Origin of the sequence: Dactylosporangium sp. NPDC000244 (assembly GCF_040300725.1) — a bacterium.
Taxonomy (GTDB): domain Bacteria; phylum Actinomycetota; class Actinomycetes; order Mycobacteriales; family Micromonosporaceae; genus Dactylosporangium.
The window spans coordinates 168,905-192,118 of sequence record NZ_JBEPEH010000001.1; the positions used below are offsets into that span (position 1 = coordinate 168,905).

Sequence of the window (23,214 nt, forward strand, 5' to 3'; positions counted from 1 at the left end):
AGTGCGGGCTGATCAGTGCTCGAAGACCATGGCGGAGAACGTGGCGCCGCGGCCGGCCCCGGCGGCGGCGATCACGTAGCGGTCCCCGGGCCGCAGCAGGCCGCGCTCGACCGCGGTCCGGTGGTTGATGAACGCGTCGGCGCAGAACACGTGGCCGATGGCGGCGACGTGCTCCAGCAGCACCCGATCGAGCGGGAACCCGATCCGCTTGCAGGTGCGCTGCCAGGCGACCTGGTTCACGTTGTGCGGCAGGATCACCGCGATGTCGTCGAGCCCGAGCCCGGCCCGGGCCACCGCGGCCGTGACGGCCTCGCCGAGCGCGTCGTGGTAGATGCGCTGGAACTCCTGCGCGACCTCGTCGAGGTCCCCGTCGAACTCGCCGCGCAGCCGGGCCACGTAGGCCAGCAGCCGGTCCCGCTCGCCCGACGCGGCCACGAGGCAGGCCGCCGCGCCCTCGCCGAACATCGACGTCTCCGGCACGAACCGGGCCTCGCCGGTGAACGCCTTCTCCCCGGCCAGCACGATCGCCAGCCCGTCGTCGCCATCGGCCGCGAGCAGGCGCCCGGCGAGGTCGATGGCCAGCAGCCCGGACGCGCACGCCTGCTGCCCGACCGCGAACGCCTGCGCGTGGCCGAGGCCCACCGCGGCGAGCGCGTCGTGCAGGGGATTGCGGGGGTACGGCACGACGACCGGAAACGTCCGGGCGTAGAGCACGTACCGGACCCGGACCCTCTGCTCCTCGCTCAGCGCGAGGTCCTCCAGGGCCAGCCGCAGCAGCCCGGTCAGCGACTCGTCCGAGCGGGCCGCGGAGCCGAGCTTGTGGTAGCGGCGGAACACCCGCACCTGCATCGGCGTGAGGTCGAACTCCTCGGCGTAGGACTCGATGGAGACCCGCGCCTCGGGCACGAAGGTGCCGATCCCGGCCAGCGTCGTCATGGCGTCTCCTCCAGCATCGCGATCGCCTCCCGCACGGCGAGCTCCTCGGCCCGCCGCAGCATCGCCTCGGCCCCGGCGGCGGACAGGCGGGCGGTGTCGGTGAACACGGTCAGCAGCAGCCCGCCGGAGTCTTCACCGTCGTCGTCGATGTCGACGCTGAGCGGGTCGAACGGGTCGTCCTGCTCGACCGTCCAGCGCAGGGCGCCGGGGGCCGCGGCCAGCAGCGCGGCGGCGTCCGGCACCGGCCCGCTGAAGCCCTGCCGGGTGGCGATCCGGCGGTCGTTGCACCACAGCCCGGCGTCGGGGTCGGCCCCGGCCCGCTCGTACAGGGCGGCGACGGCGTCCGGGTCCACGTAGGCGTACTTGTACGCGGCCATCGCCGCGACCCCGACCCGCCGCAGCGCCTCGGCGAACGGCTCCCCGGCGACGTCGGCGGCGCAGATGCCGCGCTGGGCCACCATGGCGACCACCCGCTCGAACCCGCGCCGGAACCGGTTGCTCACCATCGGCCGCAGCACCGCGGGCCCGTCGCCGGGCAGCGCCTGCGCGAGCAGCGCCATGAGCACCTGCGAGGAGTCGACGTCGGCCCGCTCCGACAGCACGTGCACGGCGAGCGGCAGCGCGGTGGTGCGCAACTCCCCGCGCAGGGACCGCCCGGCGGCCGGAGCCGGCTTCGCGGGGAGGCGGGCGATGGTCCGCTCCCAGTGCCGCAGCGCCTTGGCGTTCTGGCGCTGCCCGGCGTCGCTCGACTGCCACCGCGCCTGCTCGAGGGGCGGCAGGCCGGTGTCGGGATCGGCGTCGGCGCGGCCGGCGACCTCGGCCAGGAACAGCCGCCCGCCGAGGCCGTCGGTGACCAGGTGGGGCATGACCGTGGACAGGTGCGTGGGCGCGCCCCGGTGCCGGACCACGGCCATGCGCACCGGCCACTCCTCGACGAAGTCGAAGGGGCGGGCCCGGTCCCGCGCGTCGAGCGCGATCACGAACGCCTCGGGGTCGGCGTCGTCCGGGCAGTCGTACACGTCGAGGCCGATCGTGCCGCGGTCGGCCACGCTCTGCAGGGGCCGTCCGCCGGCGGTGAACCGCAGCCGGGTGCGCGCCGGCGGGTACCGCCGCATGATCCAGCACAGCTCGTCGGCGACGTCGGCGAGGGTGGTGCCCGGGGCCAGCCGCGACCAGCCGCCGATGGGCAGCCAGGAGCGCTGGCGCAGCATCGTCAGCCAGATCTCGCGCTGGCCCCACGACAGCTCGCCCAGCCCGGCCCCGTCGCCGGTGAACCGCACCGGGATCCGCCGCACGGGCGCCGGCGCGATGCCGGGCGCACCCGCGCCGGGCACCGCGCGCGCGGCCGTGGCCATGGCCGTCGCCGTGTCAGGCATGCGCCATCGCGGCGAGGTGCCGCTGGCGCATGAGGAACTTGCGCACCTTCCCCGTCGGCCCGACCACGATGTCGTCCTCACCGAAGACGACGACCTTGCGCAGCGTCGCGCCCGCGGCCGCGGTCAGGGCGCCCCGGACCGCCTCGGTGTGGTCCGCCGCCGGGTCGGCCCCGGCGTGCAGGGACAGCAGCACGTCGGTGACGACGGAGCCCTCCGGGGTGCGGGCCGAGACCACGGTGCAGTCGCGAACCTCGGGCACCGCCCGCAGGATCCGCTCCTCCGACATGGCGGTGTAGAGCCACTCGCCGCCGCCGAGGTCGATGGAGTCCACCGCCCGGTCGACGTGGTAGTAGTAGCCCTCCTCGTCGCGGTACATGAGGTCGCCGGTCAGGTAGTAGCCGGCCAGCCGGTTGCGGTAGGTGTTGACGTGGTCGTTCCAGTAGCCGGGGGCGAGCGTCGGCGACTTGAGCCCGAAGTGCCCGACGGACCCGACCGGCACCTCGGCGCCGGACTCGGTGTCGAGCAGGGCGACGTCGGCGAAGACGTGCGGGACGCCGACGCAGCGGCCGTAGCGCTCGGTGTCGCTGCGGTGGGTGATGTGGAAGGCGCTGTGGCCCATCTCGGTCGAGCCGAGCCCGTCGACGAAGCTGGAGCCCTTGACCCGCCGCACGCCCTCGCGGGTGACCACGTTGCGGGTGCCGGCGTTGACGAGGTTGCGGATGTGCGGCTCGTGCGCGCAGTCGCCGGTGTTGAACCACAGCGACACCGAGTCGAGCTCGTGCGCCTCCAGGTCGAAGCGGGCCAGCTCGGCCCAGGTGACGGCGAAGCCGAACACGCCGGTCGGCTTCCAGCGCTCGATCGCCTCCAGCACCGCCGCGCCGTCGTCCTGCCGCGACAGGAACGCCAGCTCCGAGCGGTTGCTCAGGGCGTGGTTGATGGTCATGATGCCGGCCGCGTGCGGGGCGGGCAGGGCGCTGAGGATGCGCTCGGTGCCCTGGGCGCGGGGGCCGCTGAGCCGGATGCGGCGGGTGGCGTGGAACAGGCTCGCGTGCGAGTGCACGACGGCGGTCGGCATCCGGGTGGTGCCGGAGGAGTGGGTGATGGCGATCGGGTCGTCCGCGTGGTGCTTGAACGCCACGGGCGCGTCGGCCGGGTCGGCGGTGCCGGTCTCCGCCACGTCGTGCACGGCGAGGCCGTTCAGGTCCTGGCCTTCGAGCCGCTCGCGGTGGGCCGCGTCGGTGAGCAGCGCGACGCCGCGCAGCTTGCGGATGTACTCCGCCGCGATGTCCCCGGGAATGTTCGGGTTCATCAGGGCCGGGATGGCGCCGAGCCAGGTCAGGCCCATCCAGTTCAGGAAGCAGTCGGCGGCGCCGCTCACGTAGATGGCGACCGGGTCGCGGCGGCGGATCCCGGCCGCGTGCAGCCACGCGGCGCGGGCCGCGGCTCGGGTGTAGAGCTCGCCGAGGGTGAGCGGGTGCCAGGCCGGGAACCCGTCGACCGGGGTGTCGAACGCCATGCCGGGCCCGTCCAGCGGGGCGCCGTGCTCGATCAGCTTGTGCAGCACGTTGCCGGCCCCGACGCTCGGGTCGGCGGCGAGCGCCGCCCGGATGTTCGCAGCAGCCATGGTGTCTCCCTCTATTTCGCCGACAGGAAGGGCTTCAGGACGACCTCGGTGCCGTCGGCGCGCAGGGCGGGCGGCAACGCGGGGAACTCGTGGCGGGCGGCGGGGCGGCCGGGGATCAGCGCCCAGGCCTCGCCGGTGCCGGCGCCGGCCGCGACCGCCTCGACGGCGGCGGCGACCTCGTCCGGGCTCAGCAGCGGGATCTTCTGCTTGCGCAGCAGGCGCCCGGTGATGCCCAGGAACGGGGTGTCGGTGAACCCGGGGCACAGCGCGTTGATCCGCACGCCGCGCGGCGCCAGCGGGGTCGACAGGGCCCGCACGTAGCCGACGACGGCGGCCTTGGTGAGCGCGTAGACGGGGTTGGCCTGCTCCGGCCCGAGCGCGGCCAGCGAGGCGACCGCGACGATCTGCCCGCCGGAGCGCTCCAGGGCCTCCAGGGCGGCGTCCACGCCGAACACGACCCCGTCGAGGTTCACGCCCAGGGCGCGGCGGTACCGGGCGAGGTCCACGCCGGGATCGGGCGGCACGTCGGACTGGATGCCCGCGGCGAGCACGAGCAGGTCGAGGGCGCCGTGCGTGTCGAGGGCCCGCGCCACCATGTCCGCGTTGCCGGCCGGGTCGGCGACGTCGGCGCGCACCGCGGTGCCGCCGCACTCCTTCGCGACCCGCTCGGCCGCGTCCAGGTCCAGGTCGGCGACGACGAGCGAATAGCCGGACGCGGCCAGCCGCGCGCAGATCGCGGCCCCGATGCCGCCACCGCCGCCGGTGACGAGTGCGACCGGCATGTCAGGCCTCCTGACCCAGCTCAATGACACATGCCTCGTCGGTGGGCACCCAATCGGCCGGCGCGCGCTTTGCGACGTCCTCGATCGCGGCGCGGATCTGGGCCCGGCTGGGCTGCAGTGCCAGGTCGAGCTCGCGCGCGAACGGCAGCACGGCCCCGTCGGGGCGGGTCACGCGGCGCGGGGGCGCGACGAGGCGCATCCCCTCCGCGGCCGAGGCGAGGATCTCCCCGGCGATGCCGCAGGAGCGGTTGGAGTCGTCGACGACCACGAGCCGGCCGGTGCGCTCCAGCGACGCGGCCAGGCCCGCCCAGTCGAAGGGGTGCAGGGTGCGGGGGTCGAAGACCTCGACGGAGACGGTACCGGCGAGTTCCTCGGCGACCGCGAGCGCGTCGTGGACGAGATGGCCGACCGCGACCACCGTCACGTCCTCGCCGGCGCGGTGGACGCGGCCCACCCCGAGCGGGATCGGCTCCAGCGTCGCGAAGTCGACGTCTGCCCGCACGCCGACCGCGCCCGCGGGGGCGAAGACCACCACCGGGTCGTCGTCGCGGATCGCGGTCACCAGCAGCCCGTAGGCGTCGGCGGGGGTCGCGGGCACGACGGTCTTCACGCCGACGTGGGCGAAGAGGCTGTACGGGTGGTCGGAGTGCTGGCCCGCCCAGCCGCCCCGGGAGCCGGAACTGGGCAGCAGGTACGTCACCGGCACCCGCGTCTGCCCGCCGGTCATGAGCGAGAACTTGTGCGCCTGGTTCGCGATCTGCTCGAAGGCCAGGAACAGCAGCGCCGGGATCTGGAACTCGATCAGCGGCCGCTGCCCGGACAGCGCCGCGCCGGTGGCGAAGCTCGTGAACGCCTGCTCGGAGATGGGCATGTCGATGACCCGGTCGGGCCCGAACTTCTTGTGCAGCCCGGTGGTCACGTTGCTCACCGCGACGCGCACGTCCTCGCCGAACACGCACACGGCCGGGTCGCGCTCCATCTCCGACGCGATCGCACGGTTGAGCGCCTTGAGGTACGACAGGATCGTCATGCCGCACCCGCCCGCACCCGCAGGCCGTCGGCGTAGAGGTGCTCGAGGGCGGTATCGGGGTCCGGCATGGGGCTCTCCTTGGCGAAGCGCACGGCGGCCTCCAGGACGTCCTCGATCTCGGCGTCGATGCGGGCCCGATCGGCCGGGTCGAGCCGCGCGCCCTGGATCTCCACGGGGTCGCGGGACGTGCCGTCGGCGACCTCGGCGTCGGTGCGGTAGCGGGGCCGGGCCGCGTGCTCCCAGGTGTGGTGGGCGTCGAACCGGTAGGCGACACACTCCACAAGCGACGGTCCCTCGCCGGCCCGGGCGCGCTCGACGGCGACGCGGGTCGCGGCCAGTACACCTTCCGGGTCCGCACCATCCACCGTGGACGCCGGGATGCCGAACGCCTCGGCGCGCCCGGTGATGGTGCCGGCCACCGCCTCCGCGAGGCGGGTGGTGGTGGCGAAGCCGTTGTTCTCGCAGACGAGCACGACCGGCAGCTTCCACAGCGCCGCGAGGTTGAACGTCTCCAGCACCACGCCCTGGCTCACCGCGCCGTCGCCGAAGTAGGTCAGCGCGACCCGGTCCAGGCCGGCGCGGCGGGCGGCCCAGGCGGCCCCGGTGGCGATCGGCACCGCGGCGCCCACGATCGCGTTGGCGCCGAGGATGCCCAGCGAGAAGTCGGCCGCGTGCATGGACCCGCCCCGGCCGCGGTTGAGCCCGGTGGCGCGGCCGGCCAGCTCGGCCATCATCCGCGCCGGGTCCGCCCCCTTGGCCAGCACGTGCCCGTGGCCGCGGTGCGTGCTCGTGATGACGTCGCCGGGCCGCAGCGCGGCGCACGTGCCGGCCGCGATGGCCTCCTGCCCGAGGTACGGGTGGATGCCGCCGACGATCGTGCCGTCCCGGACGAGCTCGACGGCCCGCTCCTCGAAGCGGCGGATCAGGCGGACGGTCCGGTACAGCCCGGCGGCGTCAGTCACGTTCGGTCCCCTTAAGCCGGAACGGTCGCGTCGATCTCGGCGAGGATCCCGCTCCACAGCTTCGCCCTGGCGGCCAGGGCGAGGTTGATGGTCGCGGCACACTCGTCCCACTTGGCCTCGTCGTCGCCGCACAGGTCGGTCACCATCTGCATGGCCATCGGCGTGTGCTGCTCGCCGTCGACCTCGATGTGCCGGGCCAGGTAGTCCACGAACGTGTCGAGCTGCCCGACCTGCTCGTTGACCTTGACGACCTGCTGGAACATGTCCGGGATCAGGTCCTCGCGGCCGAACGCGAACGCGGCCGCCTGGCAGTGCACCGGCGCGGTGTCGATGAGGTGCCAGGTGAGCGCGACGAACTCGGCCGCCGGCGCCGGCACCCCGGCCTTCTCCATCGCGGCCGGCACCGGGGTGCCCGCGCGGAGCAGGTCGATGAAGGCGTCGACGGTCGAGCGGTCGGCGCCGGCCTCGGTCATGCCCTCGAGGTACAGCTCGAAGTGGCTGATGAACCCACCCCGCAGCTCGTCGCTCTCCTCGACCAGCACGATGTCGTTGATGAGCCGGCGGCTGCCCGTCGGCCCGGTCGGGATCCACGGGACCTCGACGCAGGTGAGGTTGCGCTGCAGCGACTTGAGCAGCGACATGAAGTCCCACACCGCGTAGACATGGTGCTCCAGGAACGTGCGCACGGCTCGCAGGTCGTCCAGCCGGGCGTAGATGGGGTGGGTGACGACCTCCTCGCGGGCGCTCGCGATGAGCTCCTCGAGGCGGTCGATGCCGGGGTGGCGCTGGCCCCAGTCGTAACGGGACATGCGATCTCCTTCAGGGGGTTCAGGCGTTTCGCCACAGGACCGGGCAGAAGTCCGGGTCCGCGTAGTCGGGCCGGCCGTCGGTGGTACGGCGGACCAGGACGTCGTGGTTGTACTGCACGACGTCGCCGCTGGAGAGCTGGAAGGCGCGGTACTCGTTCGAGCCCGGCTGCAGGTGGAACGAGATCGCCCGCCGCGGGCTCCCGCTCACGTTCGCGCCGCTGCCGTGGTAGGTGCGGCAGTGGTGGAAGCTCATGTGCCCCTTGGGGATGACCATCGGCACCTTGCGGACCTCGGCCCCGTTGTGGGCCGCGTTGCGCTCCAGCATCGTCTCGAGGTCGTCGTTGTCGCGGTCGGCGAAGTGCTTCGTGGTCGAGTCGTCGGCGCCGATCTCGTCCCAGCGGTGGCTGCCGTCGACCATCGTGATGGTGCCCATCTCGACGCCGCAGTCGTGGAACGGGATGAACGCGGTGAGCATGTCGTCGGACGTGCACGACTGCCAGTAGTGGCGGTCGAAGTGCCACGGCACGACGTTGGAGGGCTCCCCGGCGATCGGCGGCTTGTAGATGAGCGTCGACTGGAAGATCCGGATCTCGTCGGCCTGGGCGAGCCGGGCCGCGACCGCGCCGAGGATCGGCTTGCGCAGGATGCGCGCGATGTCGTCGCTCTCGTAGTGGACGTAGTCGTTGTGCCGCTGCACCGGGCCCTGCTCCGGCGTCCAGTAGGCCAGCCGGGGCGGGCGCACGGGCAGGGTCCGCGCGCGGTCGCCCGCGTAGAACCGCTCGCTGGCCGCGACGAGCTCGTCCACCTCGTCGTCGGTGAACAGCTTGCGGGTGAGGTACCACCCGCTGCGCGCGTACTGCAGGACCTCCTCGTCGGTCGGCAGCAGCGCGAGATCCTCCGCCGAGAGCGCGAAGTCGCGTTCGATGGAAACGGTCACAGGACGGTCCTTTCCGAGGCAGTGGTATCGCGGACCGCCGCCAGCTCGCGCTCCTTCGCCGCGTACAGCGCGGGGATGTTGCTCGTGCCGAACGTCCGCGCGCCGTGGCGGTCGATGAGCTCGTTGAAGTACGTGCGCCGGATGTGCGTCGACTTCGCGAAGATCTGGTACATCTGGCCCCAGTGGTCGCGGTCGACGAGGATGCCGAGCGGCCGCAGGTCCTCGACGGGGACGTCGGTCTCGCCGAGGCGCGCCGCGAGCATGTCGTAGTAGCTGCCCGGCGTCTGGGCGAACTCGACGCCCCGCTCGCCCAGCGTGCGCACCGCGGCGACGATGTCGTGGGTGCTCAGCGCGAGGTGCTGCACCCCGGCGCCCTCGTGCCAGGCCAGGAAGTCGTCGATCTGCCCGGCGCGGCGGCTGATGTCGGGCTGGATGAGCGTGAAGGTCACCCCGCCGGACGGGCTCTGCACCACCTTGGACTGCATGCCCTGCTCGCCGACCTCGATGTACTCCTGGAAGATCATCGCGAAGCCGAAGACGCGCTCGTAGTAGGCGACGGTGCTGTCGAGCTCGCCGGCCGGCAGGCACACGGCCGCGTGGTCGATCTCGTGCAGCAGGTCACCCTCGGCCGGCACGGTCGCGCCGGCCGGCATGTCGATCAGGCCCGGCAGGAACTGCGGATCGGTGCGGTCGCGCTGGATCAGCCGGTGCGTCACGTCGCCGAAGCCGGACACCTCCGCGATCACCACCGTCGAGCCGCCGTGCGAGACGGTCCGGGGCTCCTCGATCGGGGTGGCGCCCGCGGCGACCGCCTCCGCGAAGGCCGCCCGGGCGTCGGAGCACCCGAACGCGACGATCGCCACGCCGTCGCCGTGCTGGGCCACGTACCGGCTGGCCCGGTGGCCGCCGGAGAGCCCGGACGTGAGCAGGATCCGGATGTCGCGCTGCCCGAGCAGCACGCTGCGCTGGCCGGTCAGACCGGTCTCCGGGCCGCCCTGCCCGTAGACGCGGAAGCCGTACTGCGCGCAGAGCTGGGCCGCCGCCGCGCGCGCGTCGCCCACATACAGTTCGACGTGGTCGGTGTCCTGGATATCCATTTGCGGGTCCCTTTCGGGTTTTTGGGGCGGGTCAGGCCTTCGTCCACTCGGTCGTCGGCTGGGTGCCGGGCGGGGCGAACACGAGGCTCACGTTGTGGCCGCCGAAGCCGAAGGAGTTGGACAGCGCATGGGTCACCGGCGCCGTGCGGGGTGCGCGCAGGTGGTCCAGGTCGCAGGCCGGATCGGGCTCGTCGAGGTTGTGCGTCGGCGGCAGCACGCCGCGGCGCAGGGCCTCCACCGTCACCGCCGCCTCGGCCACCCCGGAGGCGCCGAGCATGTGCCCGGTGACGCCCTTGGTGGAACTGACCGGCGGGGTGTGCGGGCCGAACACGGCGCGGATCGCGAGGGACTCGGCGACGTCGCCGAGCTTCGTCGAGGTGCCGTGGGCGTTGACGTACCCGATGTCGGTGGGGGAGAGCCCGGCGTCCGCGACGGCGCGGCGCATGCACTCGGCCGCGGCCGTGCCGTCGGGGCGCGGCGTCGTCGGGTGGTGCGCGTCGTTCGTCGCGCCCCAGCCGAGCAGGTCGGCGTGGCGGGCGGCGCGGCGGGCGTCGGCGTGCTCGGGGCGCTCCAGGATCATGACCCCGGCGCCCTCGCCCAGCACGAGGCCGTTGCGGCGCCGGTCGAACGGGCGGCTCGCCTCGGCCGGGTCGGCCCAGCCGCGGGCCAGGGCGCGGGCGTTGCCGAAGGTGTCGGCCAGGGTCGGGAACAGCGGGGCCTCGCTGCAGCCGCAGACGACGACGTCGGCCTCGCCGGCGCGCAGCAGCCGCAGGCCCTCGCCGATGGACTGGGCACCGGCGGCGCACGCGGTGCCGACCGAGGAGCTGAAACCCATGAGGCCGTACTTCATCGCCACCCGGGCCGCGCCCATGTTCGGCAGCATCCCGGGCAGCAGGTACGGGCTCACCCCGGCCCGCCCGCGCCGGTCGCGCTGCACGGCCTGCGCGTCGAGGGTCGCCAGGCCCCCGGTGCCGGAGAGGATGACGGCCACCCGGTAGGGGTCGACGTCGCGCCCGGCGACGATCCCGGCGTCGGCGAGCGCGGCCTCCGCGGCGGCGAGGGCCATCACGATGTACCGGTCGACGAGCCGCGCGTCCGGGCCGGGCAGCACCGACAGCGGGTCGATCGCGGGGCCGAACGCGGCCACGTCGACGGAGCCGGCCAGCGGATGGTCCTGCGGCGGGCGGGACAGCCCCGAACGGCCCTCGCACATCGCGTCGAAGACCTCGGCGGCCGTACCGCCGACGGGCGTGACGAGTCCGATGCCGGTGACGGCGGCGTGGCGCGCGCTCATGTTGTTCCTTCCGAGAGCAGCACTGCGGTGGCGGGGTCCGCGGTGACGTCGATGAGCAGCACCCTTCGGGCGTCCTCGTCGGCCAGCAGGCCCCGGGCCGAATCGAGCGCCGATGCGGTGTCGCACAGGCAGCTCACCGGGCCGGTCAGCCCCCACTTGGCGGCGACGTGGCCGAGCACGGCGTTGGGGACCGACTGGAAGAAGAACAGCGGCCCGATCCGGGTGCCGGCGTCGACCGCCTTGGCCACGTGCTCGGCGCTGGCGATGTCGCCCTCGTCGCTCACCAGCATCACCGCGGTCTCCGGCTCCGGGCCGGGGGCCGCTTCCAGGCAACGCCCGGCGACGGCGGCGATGAGCGGGTTGAAGTCCGAGTGCACGAACCCGGCCAGCTTCGGCGGCTCCACATCGCGGGGCCACTCGGCCGACGTGAGGACGGTGAGTGTTAAGCCACTCATGCTGCGCCCAACAGCAGCGCGGTGTTGGCGCCGCCGAACGCGGCGTTGAGGCTGAGCGCGTAGCCGGGCCCGGCCGGTCGCGGCGCGCCGAGCACGAGGTCGAGCGCGCACTGCTCGTCGGGCTCCAGGTAGCCCGCGTTGACCGGCAGCAGCCCGCCGCGCAGCGCGTGCAGGGTCACCGCGAGCTCGAGCACGCCGGAGGCCTCCAGGGCCTGCCCGTGCAGCGCCTTGGTCGACGACACCGGCACCGTCGCGGCGTGCCCGCCGAGGGTGGCGCGCAGCGCGAGGGTCTCCGCCGCGTCGCTCTGCGCGGTGCCGGAGCCGTGCGCGTTGACGTAGCCGACCTCACCGGGCTCGGCCCCGGCCCGGCGCCGGGCGCCCTCGAGGGCCCGGGCGCCCCCGCGGCCCTGCGGATGCGGCTGGCACGGGTGGTGCGCGTCCCCGGCGCGGCCCCAGCCGGCCAGGCGGGCGAGGGGCTCGATGCCGCGCTCGCCGGACGCGGCCGCGGACTCCAGCACCACGGCGCCGGCCCCGTCGCCGAGCAGCAGGCCGCGGCGGCCGGCGCTGAACGGGCGGACCTGCCCGTCGGCGGCGAACGCGCGGCCGGCGTCGAAGAGGGCGTACTGGTCGGGCTCGACGAGGTACCCGCCGGCGACCACGACCCGGTCCGCCTCGCCGCGCGCGATGATTCCGGCGGCGTCCGCGATCGCGGTGCTCGCCGCGACGCACGCGGAGGTGTAGGCGCGGGACGGGCCGAGCCCGGTGTTGCGCGCGAGGCCGTCCGCGAACGCGCTGCCGCCGTGGCGGGGCCGCTCCGCCGGGGCCGAGCGGGCCAGCCGCGGGTCGCCGTGCACCGCCAGGAACAGCGGCGCGGCGGCCCGCTCGGCGGTGCCCAGCTTCGCCTCGTCGCAGGCCTCGTCGACCAGCCACCACAGCTCGTCGTCGAGGTCGGGGTCGCCCGGCAGCGTGGCCGCGACGCCGACCCGGCGGCCGGCGACGTCGAAGCGGGTGACGGGCGCGAACGCCGGCCGGCCGGCGTCCAGGCCGGCGGCGAGCGCGCCCATGCCCCGGCCGAACGCGCTGAGCACGGCCAGGCCGGTGATCAGCACGTCCGTCTTGCCCTTGCTGTTCACAACGTCACCGGGCGCCCGTCTCGGCCTGTAACTCCGCCAGGACCGCGACGGCACCGTCCACGGTGGACATGCGGGCCAGCTCCTCGTCAGAGAGGTCCAGCACGGTGCCGTAGTGCTGCTCGAGCTGGTGGATCAGCCAGGCCAGCTCGAGGGAGTCGATCCCTTCCGCGACGTCCTCGCGGCGCCGGTCGCCGTAGGTGGCCAGCATCGCGACGACCTCGTCGCGAGACGGTGCCGAAGGTGCCACCGTCAGCTGCCCGCGGCCGCGGGGGCCCGGCGCTCGGCGACGGCGGCGATGAACTCGCCGACGGTCATGCTCGCGAGCTTCTCGGCCTCGTCGTCGTCGAAGCGGACCCCGAAGCGGTCCTCGACGCGCACCGCGAGCTCGGCGAGCGACAGCGACTCGAGGTCGGCGCCGGCCGGGCCGAGCGCGGTGTCGTCGTCGATGTCGTCGGTGCTGTAGTTCATCTCGGTCAGCGAGTCCAGCAGGAACTGCCGGATCTCGGTGGCGGTGTCGTCGCTCATGCCTCGGTGTTTCCTTCCTTCACGGACGCCGCGACCAGCAGGGCGCGGTCGCGGACGAGCTTGCCGGTGGCCGTGCGGGGCAGCTGCTGCACGACGCGCAGCACCCGCGGGCGCTTGAAGGCGGCCAGACGCCGGGCGAGCTCGGCCTGGACCTGCTCGGCGGTGGCGTCCTCGCGCAGCATCACGTACGCCTCGATGGCCCTGTCGTGGGTGACGACGGCGGAGACGACGCCGGGCAGCGCGGCGAGGGTGTGCTCGACCTCGGTGAGGTCGACCTTCAGCCCGCCGACGGAGACCTGCGAGTCGTTGCGGCCCTGGATGCGGAAGCGTCCGGTGGCGGGGTCCACGGTGCCGGCGTCACGGGTGTGCAGCCAGCCGTCCGCCCAGCGGGTCGGGTCGGACAGGCCCAGGTACGGCGACTCGGCCAGCGACACGAGCAGCTCGCCGTGCTCCTCCCGCACCCGCAGGCCGGGCGCCGGGGTCAGGGCCGGGCGGTGCTCGCCGAAGAGGTCGGTGGCGATGACGCCGACCTCGGTCATGCCGTACATGTTGCCGAGGCGGACGCCGAAGCGCTCCGTGAACGTGTCGTGCACGCCGGCCCGCACGAGCTCGCCGCCGGTGGTCATCCCGGTCAGCTGGGGCAGGCGCGGCGGCGTCGGCCCGGAGGACAGCAGCTCGATGTGGAAGGGCACGCCCAGCAGCGTGGTGGGCTCGGGGCCGGCGGCGACCGCGGCGAGGATGCCGTCCGCGGTCATCCGGGCCGGCACGATCACCTGTGCGCCGGCGTGCAGCCCGTAGAGCAGGCCGCCGACGAGGCCGAGCACGTGGACCATCGAGGCCAGGCACACGATGCGCTCGCCGGGCTGGGGCACGCCGGCCCCGATGGCCACGTAGCGCTCCAGCTCCTCGACGAGGTTGGCGGCGGTGCGCGCGATGACCTTCGACGGCCCGGTCGAGCCGGAGCTGAGCTGGACCAGCGCGTGCGGGGTCTCGGACGGGCGGCCCGGGTAGGTGGCGACGCGCTCCTGCACGTCCTGGAAGCCGCGCAGCGGGCCGCCGGTGGCGTGCTTGGCGGACACGACCGCCTGCGGGGCCAGTCGCTGCAGGGCGGCGTCGATCTCGAACGGGGTGAGCCGGTGGTCCAGCAGGGCCGCCCGGGCGCCCAGGCGCCAGCAGGCCAGCAGGTTCGCGACGAAGGCGAGCGACGGGGCGAGGCAGATCGCCACCGAGTCGCCGGGGCCGTTCGCGCCGATGCCGGCCGCGGCCAGCACCGCCTGGCGCTGCTCGACGAGGCGGCGCAGCTCGGCGCGGGTCACCGGGGCGTCGAGGACCAGGGCGGCGTCGGGGCGTCCGGGCCCGCCGGCCAGCAGCACGTCGTCGACCCAGCTCGGGTCGAGGGCCGGTGCGGTCACCGCGGCACCCCCTTCTTTTCGTTTCGGCACGACGGATCGGCGGCCGGGGGCACCACGGCGCCGGAAATGCCGGCGGGCGGTGCGCCGGGGCCGCTCGGGCACACCGCGCGCAGGGTTGAGCCGCTGACCGGGCCGGCCCGCATTGGCCGCCGATCAGCGTGCGCATCCCGGGATGAACACACTGCGAAGAGGTCGAGGGCAAGTGGCGCCTGACGTCCGTCATCGTTGTCCGAACTCAAGTGCCCGCCGCATTGCATAAGGAATGGGCACCTCGACTAGGGATAGACCTTACGCAATCGAAGTCGTTTGACAAGAGTGTGCAGCCTGAGCATGTGACGGGATGTCCGATCTGTCACACCACCTCCCGGGAAAACTCGTTTGGATCGTTACGATCGGCATTCTTGCAACGCCGCTGGTCAGCGCGGGTGCCCGTCGCGCGAGTTCGCCGGGGATTCGGACATTCGCCCCCATGTGCGCCCGCTTCGGGTCGAGCCGAGGTGTTTCGTCAGTTAATGCGGACCCGAACGCGCGTTCATTCGGGCCATCGCGGATATATGGCCTGGACAGGTATCCCGATGGCCCGCATACGCGCGTTTGTGGAAGTTCCACGGCAAACTCCCGGTCATTGACAAGCGCCATCGCGGAGTTCATACAATGGCCGGGCTCGCGCCGACATTGGGGTTCAGCGCGTACTTTCCCGGTACAGTGTTTCGGAGATTTGCGACTGTGAAAGCCGATACCGGTTCCGCATACCCGTCCGCGCCCGCCGGCCCGGGGCTCAACGCCGCGGTCGAGCGCTATTACGACACCACCCTCGACCTGTACGAGGACCTGTGGGGCGAGCACGTGCACCACGGCTTCTGGGATGCGGGTGAGCGTCCCGGCAGCGACGACGAGCGCCACGCCGCCACCGACCGGCTCGTCCGCGAGCTGGTGTCGTACGCCGGCATCCCGGCCGGCGCGCGGGTGCTCGACGTGGGCTGCGGCATCGGCGGCCCCGCGCTGTACCTCGCCGGCCCGCACGGCTGCACGGTCGAGGGCGTGACGCTGAGCGCCGCGCAGGCGGCCCGGGCCAACGAGAAGGCGGCCGCGGCCGGACTCGGCGAGCGGGCCCGCTTCCACCAGCGCGACGCGCTCGACAACGGCTTCCCGGACGCGTCCTTCGACGCGCTGTGGGCCGTGGAGAGCCTCATGCACATCGCCGACCGCGTGGCCTTCTTCGCGGAGGCGATGCGGCTGCTGCGCCCGGGCGGGGTCCTCGCCATCGCCACCTGGTCGGTGCGCGACGGGGAGCTCGACGCCGAGGAGCACCGCGTCGTCGACCAGATCCTGCGCCACCAGGTGATGCCGAGCTTCTCGTCGCTGGAGGAGCACGAGCGGCTCGCCACCGCGGCCGGGTTCACCGAGGTGTCCAGTGTGGACTGGAGCGCGAACGTCGCCAACTCCTGGGAGCCGACCTTCGCCCAGGTGCGGGAGCTGGGCAACGGCCGGGCGATGATGCGCGACCTGGCCCGCGACCGGGGCGTGGACGTGCTCGGCTTCTTCTACGCCGGCCCGCTCATGCTCAAGGGCTTCAGCACCGGCGCGATGACCTACGGCGCGGTCCGCGCGACGAAGCCGGCCGGGGACTGACCATGTCCACGCCGACGCAGCTCGCGGTCACGCACCTGCTGCGGGAGGTGACGGGGGAGGACGCCGCGTGGGCGGCCGGGATCGGCCCCGGGACGCGGCTCGACGGGGATCTGTTCCTGGACAGCCTCGAGCTGGCCGCGCTCGGGCACGGCCTCGCGGCCAGGTTCGGGCCGGCCGTCGACCTGGCCGGGTTCGTCGCCGGGCTCGACCTCGACGCGCTGCTGAGCCTGAGCGTCGCCGACGTCGTGTCCTATGTGGACAACACTCGCGGTACGACATGAAGCTCCTGTTCTTGTCCCTGCCCCTGACCGGGCACGTCAACCCGATGGCGGCGGTCGCGGCCGCCCTGACCCGGCGCGGCCACGAGGTGCTGTGGGCCGGCTCGGAGTCGTTCCTGCGGCCGCTGCTCGGCGACGCCGCGCAGATCCACCCGATCCCGCTGCGCGCGCACCGCGGCCAGGCCGAGCGCGGCCTCGACGCGACCCGCTCGCGCTGGGAGGGCTACATCGTCCCGCACGCGAAGAGCACCCGGAAGGGCGTCGACGCGGCGATCGAGGCGTTCCGGCCCGACCTGCTCGTCGTCGACCAGCACGCGATCGCCGGGGCCGTCGCCGCGCACGCGCACGGCCTGCGCTGGGTCTCCGTCGCACCGACCACGATGGAGCTGACCCGGCCGTTCCGCCGCGGCCTGCCCCGGGTCGAGGAGTGGATCCTCGGGCAGCTCGCCGCGGCCTGGACCGCCGCCGGGCAGCCCGGCGAGCCCCCGCACGACCTGCGCTTCTCCCCGCACGGCACGATCGCCTTCACCGCGGGCGCCCTGGCCGGAGAGCCGGCTCCCGGGGTGAGGCTCGTCGGCCCGGCCCTCGCCGAGCGCGCGCCGGACCCCGACTTTCCGTTCGACTGGCTGGACCCCGGGCGCAAGCACGTGCTCGTCACCATGGGCACCCTGTCGATGGACCTGGCCAAGGACTTCTACCGCCGCATCGCCGAAGCCCTCGCGCCGCTCGGCGACCGGCTCCAGGCCATCGTGGTCGCGCCCGACGGCACGCTCGACGAGCCCGCGGACCACGTGCTCGTCCGCCGCCGCGTGCCGGTGCTCGACCTGCTGCCGCGCCTGCACGCCGTCGTCGCGCACGGCGGCCTCAACACGGTCTCCGAGGCGCTGGTGCACGGCGTCCCGCTCGTCATCGCGCCGATCAAGGGCGATCAGGCGCTCAACGCCGAAGCGGTGCGGGCGGCCGGCGCCGGCGTGCGGGTCTCCTTCGACCACATCCGGCCCGAGGCGCTGCGCGAGCACCTGCTGCGCCTGCTCGACGACCCGGCGTTCGCCGCGGCCGCGCGGGCGGAGGGCGACCGGTTGCTGGCCGGCGGGGGAGCCGAGGCGGCGGCCGACATCCTCCAGGCACTGGCTCAGGCACACCACAACGATTGAGGCGATCCCCGTGAAAGTACTGCGCGACACCTGGCTCATCTTCCAGCGCAACATGCTGCTCATGCTCCGCTCCCCGCTGTGGGTCGTCCTCGGCATCGCGCAGCCGGTGGTGTACCTCATCCTGTTCGCCCCGCTGCTCAAGCCGGCCCTGAACGCCCCCACGATGCTCGACGCCTACCGCGTCTACGTGCCCGGCATGCTGGTCGCGCTGGCCATCGGCGGCGGCCTCTACGTCGGCTTCGGGCTGCTCGGCGACCTCGCCAACGGCAGCATCGAGCGGGCGCGGGTCACCTCCGTCAGCCGGGTCGCGCTGCTGCTCGGCCGCGCCCTGCGCGACGTGGTGACGGTCCTCGTGCAGGCGGTCATCATCACCGTGCTGTCGCTGCCGTTCGGGCTCATCCTGAACGTCGGCTACATCCTGCTCGGCTACGCCATCCTGGCCCTGATCAGCCTCGCGGCCGCCGCGATCTCCTACGGCATCGCCATCAAGGTGAACAACGCCAACGTGCTCGGCCAGGTCATCAACAACGTCGCCCAGCCGCTGATGCTGCTGTCCGGCACGCTGCTGCCGCTGACGCTCGCGCCGCTGTGGCTGAAGACGGTCGCCGACTACAACCCGTTCAACTGGGCCGTCACCGGGATGCGCAAGCTCTACGCCGGATACCCCGGCGACGTCCACGTCTGGGGCTCCATCGTCTTCTGCGGCGCGGTCGTCGTCGTCGCCATCGTGTGGTCGTCGAGCCTCTTCGCGCGCTCGGTCAAGTAGCCCGCCTCGGTTCTCTCGGGAGATTGTCATGATCAAGACCAAGGGGCTCAAGAAGTCCTACAAGACCAAGGCGAAGCGCCAGACCACCGAGGTCGAGGCGGTCAAGGGGATCGACCTCGACGTCGCCGAGGGTGAGATCTTTGGCTTCCTCGGCCCGAACGGCGCGGGCAAGACCACGACCCTGCGGGTGCTGGCCACGCTGCTGCCGCTCGACGACGGCGAGGCCACCATCGCCGGCGCGAACCTGCGCACCGAGCAGGCCGCCGTCCGCCGCGCGATCGGCTTCGTGGCGCAGGGCGGCAGCACCTCCGACGACGTCACCGCGCGGGAGGAGCTGATCCTGCAGGCGCGGATGTACGGCATGAGCCGCGCCACCGCCGCCACGCGCGCCACCGAGGTCATCGAGTCCTTCGAGCTGACCGAATTCGCCGACCGCAAGTGCAAGACCTACTCGGGCGGCCAGCGCCGCCGGCTCGACATCGCGCTCGGCGTCATCCACCGCCCGCAGGTGCTCTTCCTCGACGAGCCGACCACCGGCCTCGACCCGCAGAGCCGCGCCCACATGTGGGACGAGGTGCGCCGCCTGCGCGAGGAGGGCATGACGGTCTTCATCACCACGCACTACCTCGACGAGGCCGACGCCCTCTGCGACCGCATCGCCATCATCGACCACGGCGAGGTCGTCGCCGAGGGCACGCCGGAGGCGCTCAAGCGGGAGATCTCCGGCGACGTGGTGACCGTCGGCGTCGGCGACGCCGTCGAGGAGGCGGCGGCGCTGCTCAAGGCCCAGGCGTTCGCCCGGGACGTGGAGGTCCGCGACGACGGCGAGCTGCGGCTGACCGTCGAGTCCGGCGACACCGCGATCCCGCAGATCATGCGGGCGCTCGAGGGCGGCGGGGTCTCGCTGACCACGATCGAGCTGCACCGCCCGACGCTCGACGACGTGTTCCTCACCAAGACGGGGCGCTCGCTGCGGGACTGAGCTTTTCGTCCCCGGAACACACAGACGGGCGGCCCGCGCTGGGGCCGCCCGTCGTCCGTGTCCGAACACGGCGAGGTCCGCCGCTCGAGGGAGCGCGGCGATCCGGTGGTGGTGCGGCTTTCCGGCCGGCGGCCGGTCCGAACCGCGCTCGGCTCGAGGCCTCACGCGCCCGGCTGCCGGGCCGTTCCCTTCGAGCATCGTCCCGCCGCCGGGACGGTGTCAACCAGAGCTTTTTCAGTTAACTGTCGTGCTTGGGTCCACAGTGGACAGTCTGATCGACTGGGGGTGGTGGAAGACGTCCTGCGGGTCGTACGCCGCCTTGACCGCCTGCAGGCGCGGGTAGTTGGCGCCGTAGTACGCCGCGGGCCAGTCCCGCAGATCGCGGTCGGCGTAGTTCTGGTACACCTCGCCGGTCAGATGGGGCCGCAGCGCCTCGTGGAAGTCGTCGATCCACGCGACGTTCGCGTCCGTCTCCTCGTCGCCGGGCCACTGCGCGATCACGGAGACATAGTGCAGGGCGCCGCGGTGCACGAACGCGGTGGCGTCGGCCGGAACCCGGGCGATCGCGCCACCCGCGAGCAGGTCGAAACGCACCATGGAGAACCCGGACGGCGCGCGCCGGAACCCCTCGATCAACACGTCGAAGGCGTCCTCGTCGAAGCCCTCCTCCTGGAAGTACCCGCCGAGCCACTTCGACTGCAGGCCGTACACGATCTCCTCGCCCATGACCGTCATCATGTCCAGGTAGTCGGTCTCGCCGATGGAGCTGAACAGCGGCTCCCCGAGCGCGTGCACGGGGGCGAACGCGGCCTCGGCCTCGGCGGGCGGGCCGACGTACATGCCGTACATCCCGATGACGGGCTCGCCGTCCGGGTACGGCTCGGTGGTGAGCAGCAGGCAGAGCGCGAGCCGGTCGTCGGTGCGGTCCTGGTAGAGGTCGCGGTAGGCGGCGAAGACCTCCTTGGCCCGCTCGAACGGCCAGGCGACCATGCCGCCGACGACGGTCTTGGGGAGCGGGTTGAGCCGGTACGTCAGGCTCGTCACGACCCCGAACCCGGCTCCGCCGGCGCCGCGCAGCGCCCAGAACAGGTCGGCGTGCTCGTGCTCGTTCGCGGTCAGCCGCTCGCCGTCGGCGTTGACGAGCTCGACCTCCACGATGTGGTCGCAGCCGAGCCCGTACGTGCGGCCGAGCGGCCCGTACCCGCCGCCGAGGCTGTAGCCGGCGTTGCTGACCGTGGGGCACTCGCCGCCGGGCCCGGCCAGCCCGTACTCGAGGCCGTCCTCGCCGGTCTCGCTGTACCCCGCGTAGGTGACCCGGTCGATCTCGCGCCACCCCACGCCCGGCCCGACCTTGACGGTCCTCGCCGCCGCGTCGAACTCGATCTGCCCCATCCCGCCGACGTCGACGACGACGCCACCCTCCACAAGGGACAGCCCGCTGGCGTGATGCCCGCCGCCGCGGACGGAGAGCGGCAGCTTCTGGTCGCGCGCGTACTTGATGGCGGCGGCCACGTCTTCGGCGCTGGTGCAGCGCGCGATGAGCGCGGGCCGGGTGCGCACGCGGGTGTTGAACAGCACCCGGGCGCCCTCGTACGCGGGGTCGTAGGGGGTGAGAAGCTCGCCGTGGAAGTTCGCCAGGGGGGTCAGGTCCAACCGCACCGGCCGATCTTGTCATCGCCCCCATGGATCGGCAACCGCGACTCGTCCACTGCTCTCGATCATTTCGCTTCGCGGCCATCCCCCTTTCCGCCACCGCTCCCGCCCCGGGTGATTGCAGCGTTTATGCCGATAAATCCGGACATGTCCCGCGCGCGCCGACTCGGACCCGCACCTCCGCGACATCGAGTCGGGCTTCTCCGCGGTGCTGTGCAACGCCGACGACCGCTTCGCCGGGTTGACGCTGGCCCGCACACCCTGCGGGCCGGCACCCCGTCATGCCTGGACCGCAGCTCCCGTCACAGGCCTGCTGGCTTGCTGGCTTGCTGGCCTCGAACCGCGCGGTCCGCCGACGAGTTCGTTCGGACCCGATCGATGCCGCTATCCGCGTGCTTGCGTTCGTTCGCCCCGATTCGCCGCGTGTCCCCGGCCGCCGGGCCCCGCTCCTGGCCGCCGCGAGATCGGCGGTTATGGGCCGGCGCTGTCGTGCGGCGGTGCGTCCTGCGTGGCCGCGACCGGCGGCTCCGGATCGCCCGTGACCGGCGGCTCCGGATCGCCCGTGACCGGCGGCTCCGGATCGTCGGCGGCCGCGGCGAACTCGCCCACCAGCCGCCGCAGCCGCCTCACCACGGGCCGGTCGCCGAGCTTCCCTTCGAGCACGCCGAGCACCTCGCGGTAGTTCCACAGCAACTCGCGCGCCGTCCGCGCGCTCCGCTCGAACAACGCGGGCCCGAACCGGTGCAGATCGTCCACAAGGGACTGCAGGCTGCACACCTTGTCGGCCGCGATGACGAGCAGCGACTCCGCCCCGGCCTCCGAGCTCATCCGGCCCAGGTGCTCGCGCTTGCGCTCCCACCAGGTGAGGGCGCGGCGCTCGTCGGCGTCGGCGTCGGTGCAGTCGTGCACGATGCGGTACACCTCGTCGCCGAACGTCGCCCGCAGGGCGCCGCGGCCCGTGGGCTGGTCCTCGAGCACGTCGTGCAGCAGCGCGCCGATCGCGGCCGTCTCGCCGCCGCCCTCCTCCAGCACGATCGCGCACGTGGCGAGCAGGTGGGAGACGTACGGGGTGCCGGTGTTGTGACGCACCTGGGCACCGTGGCGGCGCGCGGCGTAGGCGAGTGCCTCCTCGAACCTCGGCGACAGCAACCCGGTGCCCCCTCGGGGCGAGAGCAAGAGAGGTGCACCACCCCGGCGGCGCTCCCCAATTTCAGGCTTAGTTTAGCCGGTGCGTCCTAATCGATCTCGTATTCGATCACCGAGCGGTCACCGTCAGTAGTGGCGCCGGGCTAGGCGAGCATGGCGGCGATGTCCGACAGCTGGCGCACCACCTCGGCGCGGCTCAGGCGGCGGCCCAGCTGCACCCCGCCCCGGGGCGAAGGCTCGTCCTGACGGTAGTACACCTGCGACTCGCGCTTCTCCCGGGGACCGCGCAGCACCAGCGTCGCGCAGGCCTGGGTTCGGTCCGTCACGGCCTGGTGCACGACCGTCGCCGTCGTCTCGTACTCGCCCCGCAGGGGTGCGCGCTCCACGGTGCGGAAGGGCTCCAGGCCGACATTGCCGGTGAAGGAGACGTACGCGATCCGCCCGCCGAGGTAGGGGCGGTAGGTGAAGCGGCGCCACGGGGTCGTCGAGCGGGTTTCGTTCAGCTCGATGAAGTGCTGGCGGCCGCCCAGGAGGATCGAGCGGAAGGGGAAGCGGTGGTCGTGCGGGCGGGAGACGTGCTCGCGCTCGGCCGGGTCGGCGGGCCAGTAGTGCAGGGTGAGGCGGCTGCCGTCGGGGTACTCCGCGGCGACGATCTTCGTGAAGCCGTTGACGTGGCGGTAGGGGCGGCCGGCGGGCTCGCGGCCGGCCCGGACCTCGGCGGTCAGCCGCTGCAGGAGCTCGCCCACGTCGAGGCGCGGGAGGAGCAACGTGTCACCCACGGCGCGTCCTTAGGTCGCGGTGAAGCTGATAGGTGAAGCTGATGTCTGAAGCGTGGCACAAATCGGACGCGCGAACGTGCACTAGCCGGGGATGCAACCTCGAAGGGCTAGCGCTTCGTGAAGCGTTCGGCCGCGTCGATCACGCGCTTCAGGGTGTCACCCGTGGCCTCGCGCAGCAGCCTCGCCGGGGAGCGGCCCGCGATGCCCGCGGCGCCCACCTCGCGCAGCCACCCTGCCGCCACGCCGAGCCGGTTGGCCCGTGCGAAGGCGTCGGCCACCTCGACCGCGCCCTGGATGCGCGCGCCGAACTCCGGCCAGCGCCGCCGGTCGCCCCGCCACCGGTGGAACTCGCCCACCGTGGCGGCGCCGGCGATGTACGCCGTCAGTTCTTCGCCCAGTAACGACACGCAGCGATCAATCCCGCTCGCCGACAGGACCCCCACCGTCATGCC

Annotated in this window: 24 protein-coding genes; 5 read left to right on the forward strand and 19 right to left on the reverse strand. The window is 73.3% G+C overall.

Features of this window, described 5'->3' with window-relative positions:
• Positions 1-12: 12 nt before the first annotated feature.
• From ABT369_RS00740 to ABT369_RS00810, 15 genes are all read right to left on the reverse strand, one after another.
• Positions 13-936, reverse strand: coding sequence for a 3-oxoacyl-[acyl-carrier-protein] synthase III C-terminal domain-containing protein (locus ABT369_RS00740; protein ID WP_350609173.1), 924 nt, complete (start codon positions 934-936; stop codon positions 13-15).
• Positions 933-2,312, reverse strand: coding sequence for a condensation domain-containing protein (locus ABT369_RS00745; RefSeq protein WP_350609175.1), 1,380 nt, complete (start codon positions 2,310-2,312; stop codon positions 933-935). Before ABT369_RS00745 ends, ABT369_RS00740 begins: the two co-directional genes overlap by 4 nt.
• Complete coding sequence (locus ABT369_RS00750) at positions 2,305-3,936, reverse strand: class I adenylate-forming enzyme family protein (protein WP_350609177.1); 1,632 nt, start codon at positions 3,934-3,936, stop codon at positions 2,305-2,307. Before ABT369_RS00750 ends, ABT369_RS00745 begins: the two co-directional genes overlap by 8 nt.
• Before the next feature lie 11 nt (positions 3,937-3,947).
• Entirely contained in the window at positions 3,948-4,718 is a 771-nt protein-coding gene (locus tag ABT369_RS00755; protein ID WP_350609179.1) for an SDR family NAD(P)-dependent oxidoreductase, read from the reverse strand.
• A gap of 1 nt (position 4,719) precedes the next feature.
• Positions 4,720-5,748, reverse strand: coding sequence for an alpha-ketoacid dehydrogenase subunit beta (locus ABT369_RS00760; RefSeq protein WP_350609181.1), 1,029 nt, complete (start codon positions 5,746-5,748; stop codon positions 4,720-4,722).
• Positions 5,745-6,710 (reverse strand): thiamine pyrophosphate-dependent dehydrogenase E1 component subunit alpha, encoded by a 966-nt coding sequence (locus ABT369_RS00765; protein WP_350609183.1) that lies wholly within the window; start codon positions 6,708-6,710, stop codon positions 5,745-5,747. Before ABT369_RS00765 ends, ABT369_RS00760 begins: the two co-directional genes overlap by 4 nt.
• 11 nt (positions 6,711-6,721) lie before the next feature.
• On the reverse strand, positions 6,722-7,519 hold the full coding sequence (locus ABT369_RS00770; RefSeq protein WP_350609185.1) for a DUF3050 domain-containing protein: 798 nt from the start codon (positions 7,517-7,519) through the stop codon (positions 6,722-6,724).
• Between the two features lie 19 nt (positions 7,520-7,538).
• Positions 7,539-8,456: a phytanoyl-CoA dioxygenase family protein gene (locus tag ABT369_RS00775; RefSeq protein WP_350609187.1), complete on the reverse strand. Its 918-nt coding sequence runs from the start codon at positions 8,454-8,456 to the stop codon at positions 7,539-7,541.
• Complete coding sequence (gene hppD / locus ABT369_RS00780; protein WP_350609189.1) at positions 8,453-9,553, reverse strand: 4-hydroxyphenylpyruvate dioxygenase; 1,101 nt, start codon at positions 9,551-9,553, stop codon at positions 8,453-8,455. The genes ABT369_RS00775 and hppD overlap by 4 nt, the downstream gene beginning before the upstream one ends.
• 31 nt (positions 9,554-9,584) lie before the next feature.
• Complete coding sequence (locus tag ABT369_RS00785; protein ID WP_350609191.1) at positions 9,585-10,847, reverse strand: beta-ketoacyl-[acyl-carrier-protein] synthase family protein; 1,263 nt, start codon at positions 10,845-10,847, stop codon at positions 9,585-9,587.
• A complete protein-coding gene (locus ABT369_RS00790; RefSeq protein ID WP_350609193.1) occupies positions 10,844-11,302 on the reverse strand; it encodes a hypothetical protein in 459 nt (152 codons plus the stop codon). Before ABT369_RS00790 ends, ABT369_RS00785 begins: the two co-directional genes overlap by 4 nt.
• On the reverse strand, positions 11,299-12,366 hold the full coding sequence (locus ABT369_RS00795) for a beta-ketoacyl-[acyl-carrier-protein] synthase family protein (protein WP_350609858.1): 1,068 nt from the start codon (positions 12,364-12,366) through the stop codon (positions 11,299-11,301). Before ABT369_RS00795 ends, ABT369_RS00790 begins: the two co-directional genes overlap by 4 nt.
• 73 nt (positions 12,367-12,439) lie before the next feature.
• On the reverse strand, positions 12,440-12,682 hold the full coding sequence (locus ABT369_RS00800) for a hypothetical protein (protein WP_502891678.1): 243 nt from the start codon (positions 12,680-12,682) through the stop codon (positions 12,440-12,442).
• Positions 12,683-12,684: 2 nt separating this feature from the next.
• Positions 12,685-12,960 carry an acyl carrier protein gene (locus ABT369_RS00805; RefSeq protein ID WP_350609195.1) on the reverse strand — a complete coding sequence of 92 codons (276 nt, stop codon included), beginning with the start codon at positions 12,958-12,960 and terminating at the stop codon, positions 12,685-12,687.
• Positions 12,957-14,372 carry a class I adenylate-forming enzyme family protein gene (locus ABT369_RS00810; protein ID WP_350609197.1) on the reverse strand — a complete coding sequence of 472 codons (1,416 nt, stop codon included), beginning with the start codon at positions 14,370-14,372 and terminating at the stop codon, positions 12,957-12,959. Before ABT369_RS00810 ends, ABT369_RS00805 begins: the two co-directional genes overlap by 4 nt.
• A gap of 726 nt (positions 14,373-15,098) precedes the next feature.
• Here ABT369_RS00810 and ABT369_RS00815 point away from each other — a divergent pair.
• Genes ABT369_RS00815 through ABT369_RS00835 form a run of 5 tightly spaced genes read left to right on the forward strand, consistent with a single transcriptional unit; the run spans position 15,099 to position 19,184 of the window.
• The gene (locus tag ABT369_RS00815; RefSeq protein ID WP_350609199.1) at positions 15,099-16,004 is read left to right on the forward strand and encodes a methyltransferase domain-containing protein; all 906 of its coding nucleotides are present in this window, start codon (positions 15,099-15,101) and stop codon (positions 16,002-16,004) included.
• A 2-nt stretch (positions 16,005-16,006) separates the two neighbouring features.
• Positions 16,007-16,285, forward strand: a complete 279-nt coding sequence (locus ABT369_RS00820; RefSeq protein WP_350609201.1) for a hypothetical protein — start codon at positions 16,007-16,009, stop codon at positions 16,283-16,285.
• Complete coding sequence (locus tag ABT369_RS00825) at positions 16,282-17,436, forward strand: glycosyltransferase (RefSeq protein ID WP_350609203.1); 1,155 nt, start codon at positions 16,282-16,284, stop codon at positions 17,434-17,436. Before ABT369_RS00820 ends, ABT369_RS00825 begins: the two co-directional genes overlap by 4 nt.
• A 10-nt stretch (positions 17,437-17,446) precedes the next feature.
• The gene (locus ABT369_RS00830; protein WP_350609205.1) at positions 17,447-18,202 is read left to right on the forward strand and encodes an ABC transporter permease; all 756 of its coding nucleotides are present in this window, start codon (positions 17,447-17,449) and stop codon (positions 18,200-18,202) included.
• Positions 18,203-18,230: 28 nt separating this feature from the next.
• Positions 18,231-19,184, forward strand: coding sequence for an ATP-binding cassette domain-containing protein (locus ABT369_RS00835; protein WP_350609207.1), 954 nt, complete (start codon positions 18,231-18,233; stop codon positions 19,182-19,184).
• A 234-nt stretch (positions 19,185-19,418) separates the two neighbouring features.
• Here ABT369_RS00835 and ABT369_RS00840 read toward each other — a convergent pair whose 3' ends face one another.
• The 4 genes from ABT369_RS00840 to ABT369_RS00855 all read right to left on the reverse strand — a co-directional run bounded on the left by ABT369_RS00840 (position 19,419) and on the right by ABT369_RS00855 (position 23,211).
• On the reverse strand, positions 19,419-20,843 hold the full coding sequence (locus tag ABT369_RS00840; protein ID WP_350609209.1) for an FAD-binding oxidoreductase: 1,425 nt from the start codon (positions 20,841-20,843) through the stop codon (positions 19,419-19,421).
• A gap of 465 nt (positions 20,844-21,308) precedes the next feature.
• A complete protein-coding gene (locus tag ABT369_RS00845; protein ID WP_350609211.1) occupies positions 21,309-22,013 on the reverse strand; it encodes an HD domain-containing protein in 705 nt (234 codons plus the stop codon).
• A gap of 113 nt (positions 22,014-22,126) precedes the next feature.
• Complete coding sequence (locus tag ABT369_RS00850) at positions 22,127-22,762, reverse strand: hypothetical protein (RefSeq protein ID WP_350609213.1); 636 nt, start codon at positions 22,760-22,762, stop codon at positions 22,127-22,129.
• 107 nt (positions 22,763-22,869) lie between these two features.
• Positions 22,870-23,211 (reverse strand): hypothetical protein, encoded by a 342-nt coding sequence (locus ABT369_RS00855; protein ID WP_350609215.1) that lies wholly within the window; start codon positions 23,209-23,211, stop codon positions 22,870-22,872.
• Positions 23,212-23,214 lie beyond the last annotated feature (3 nt).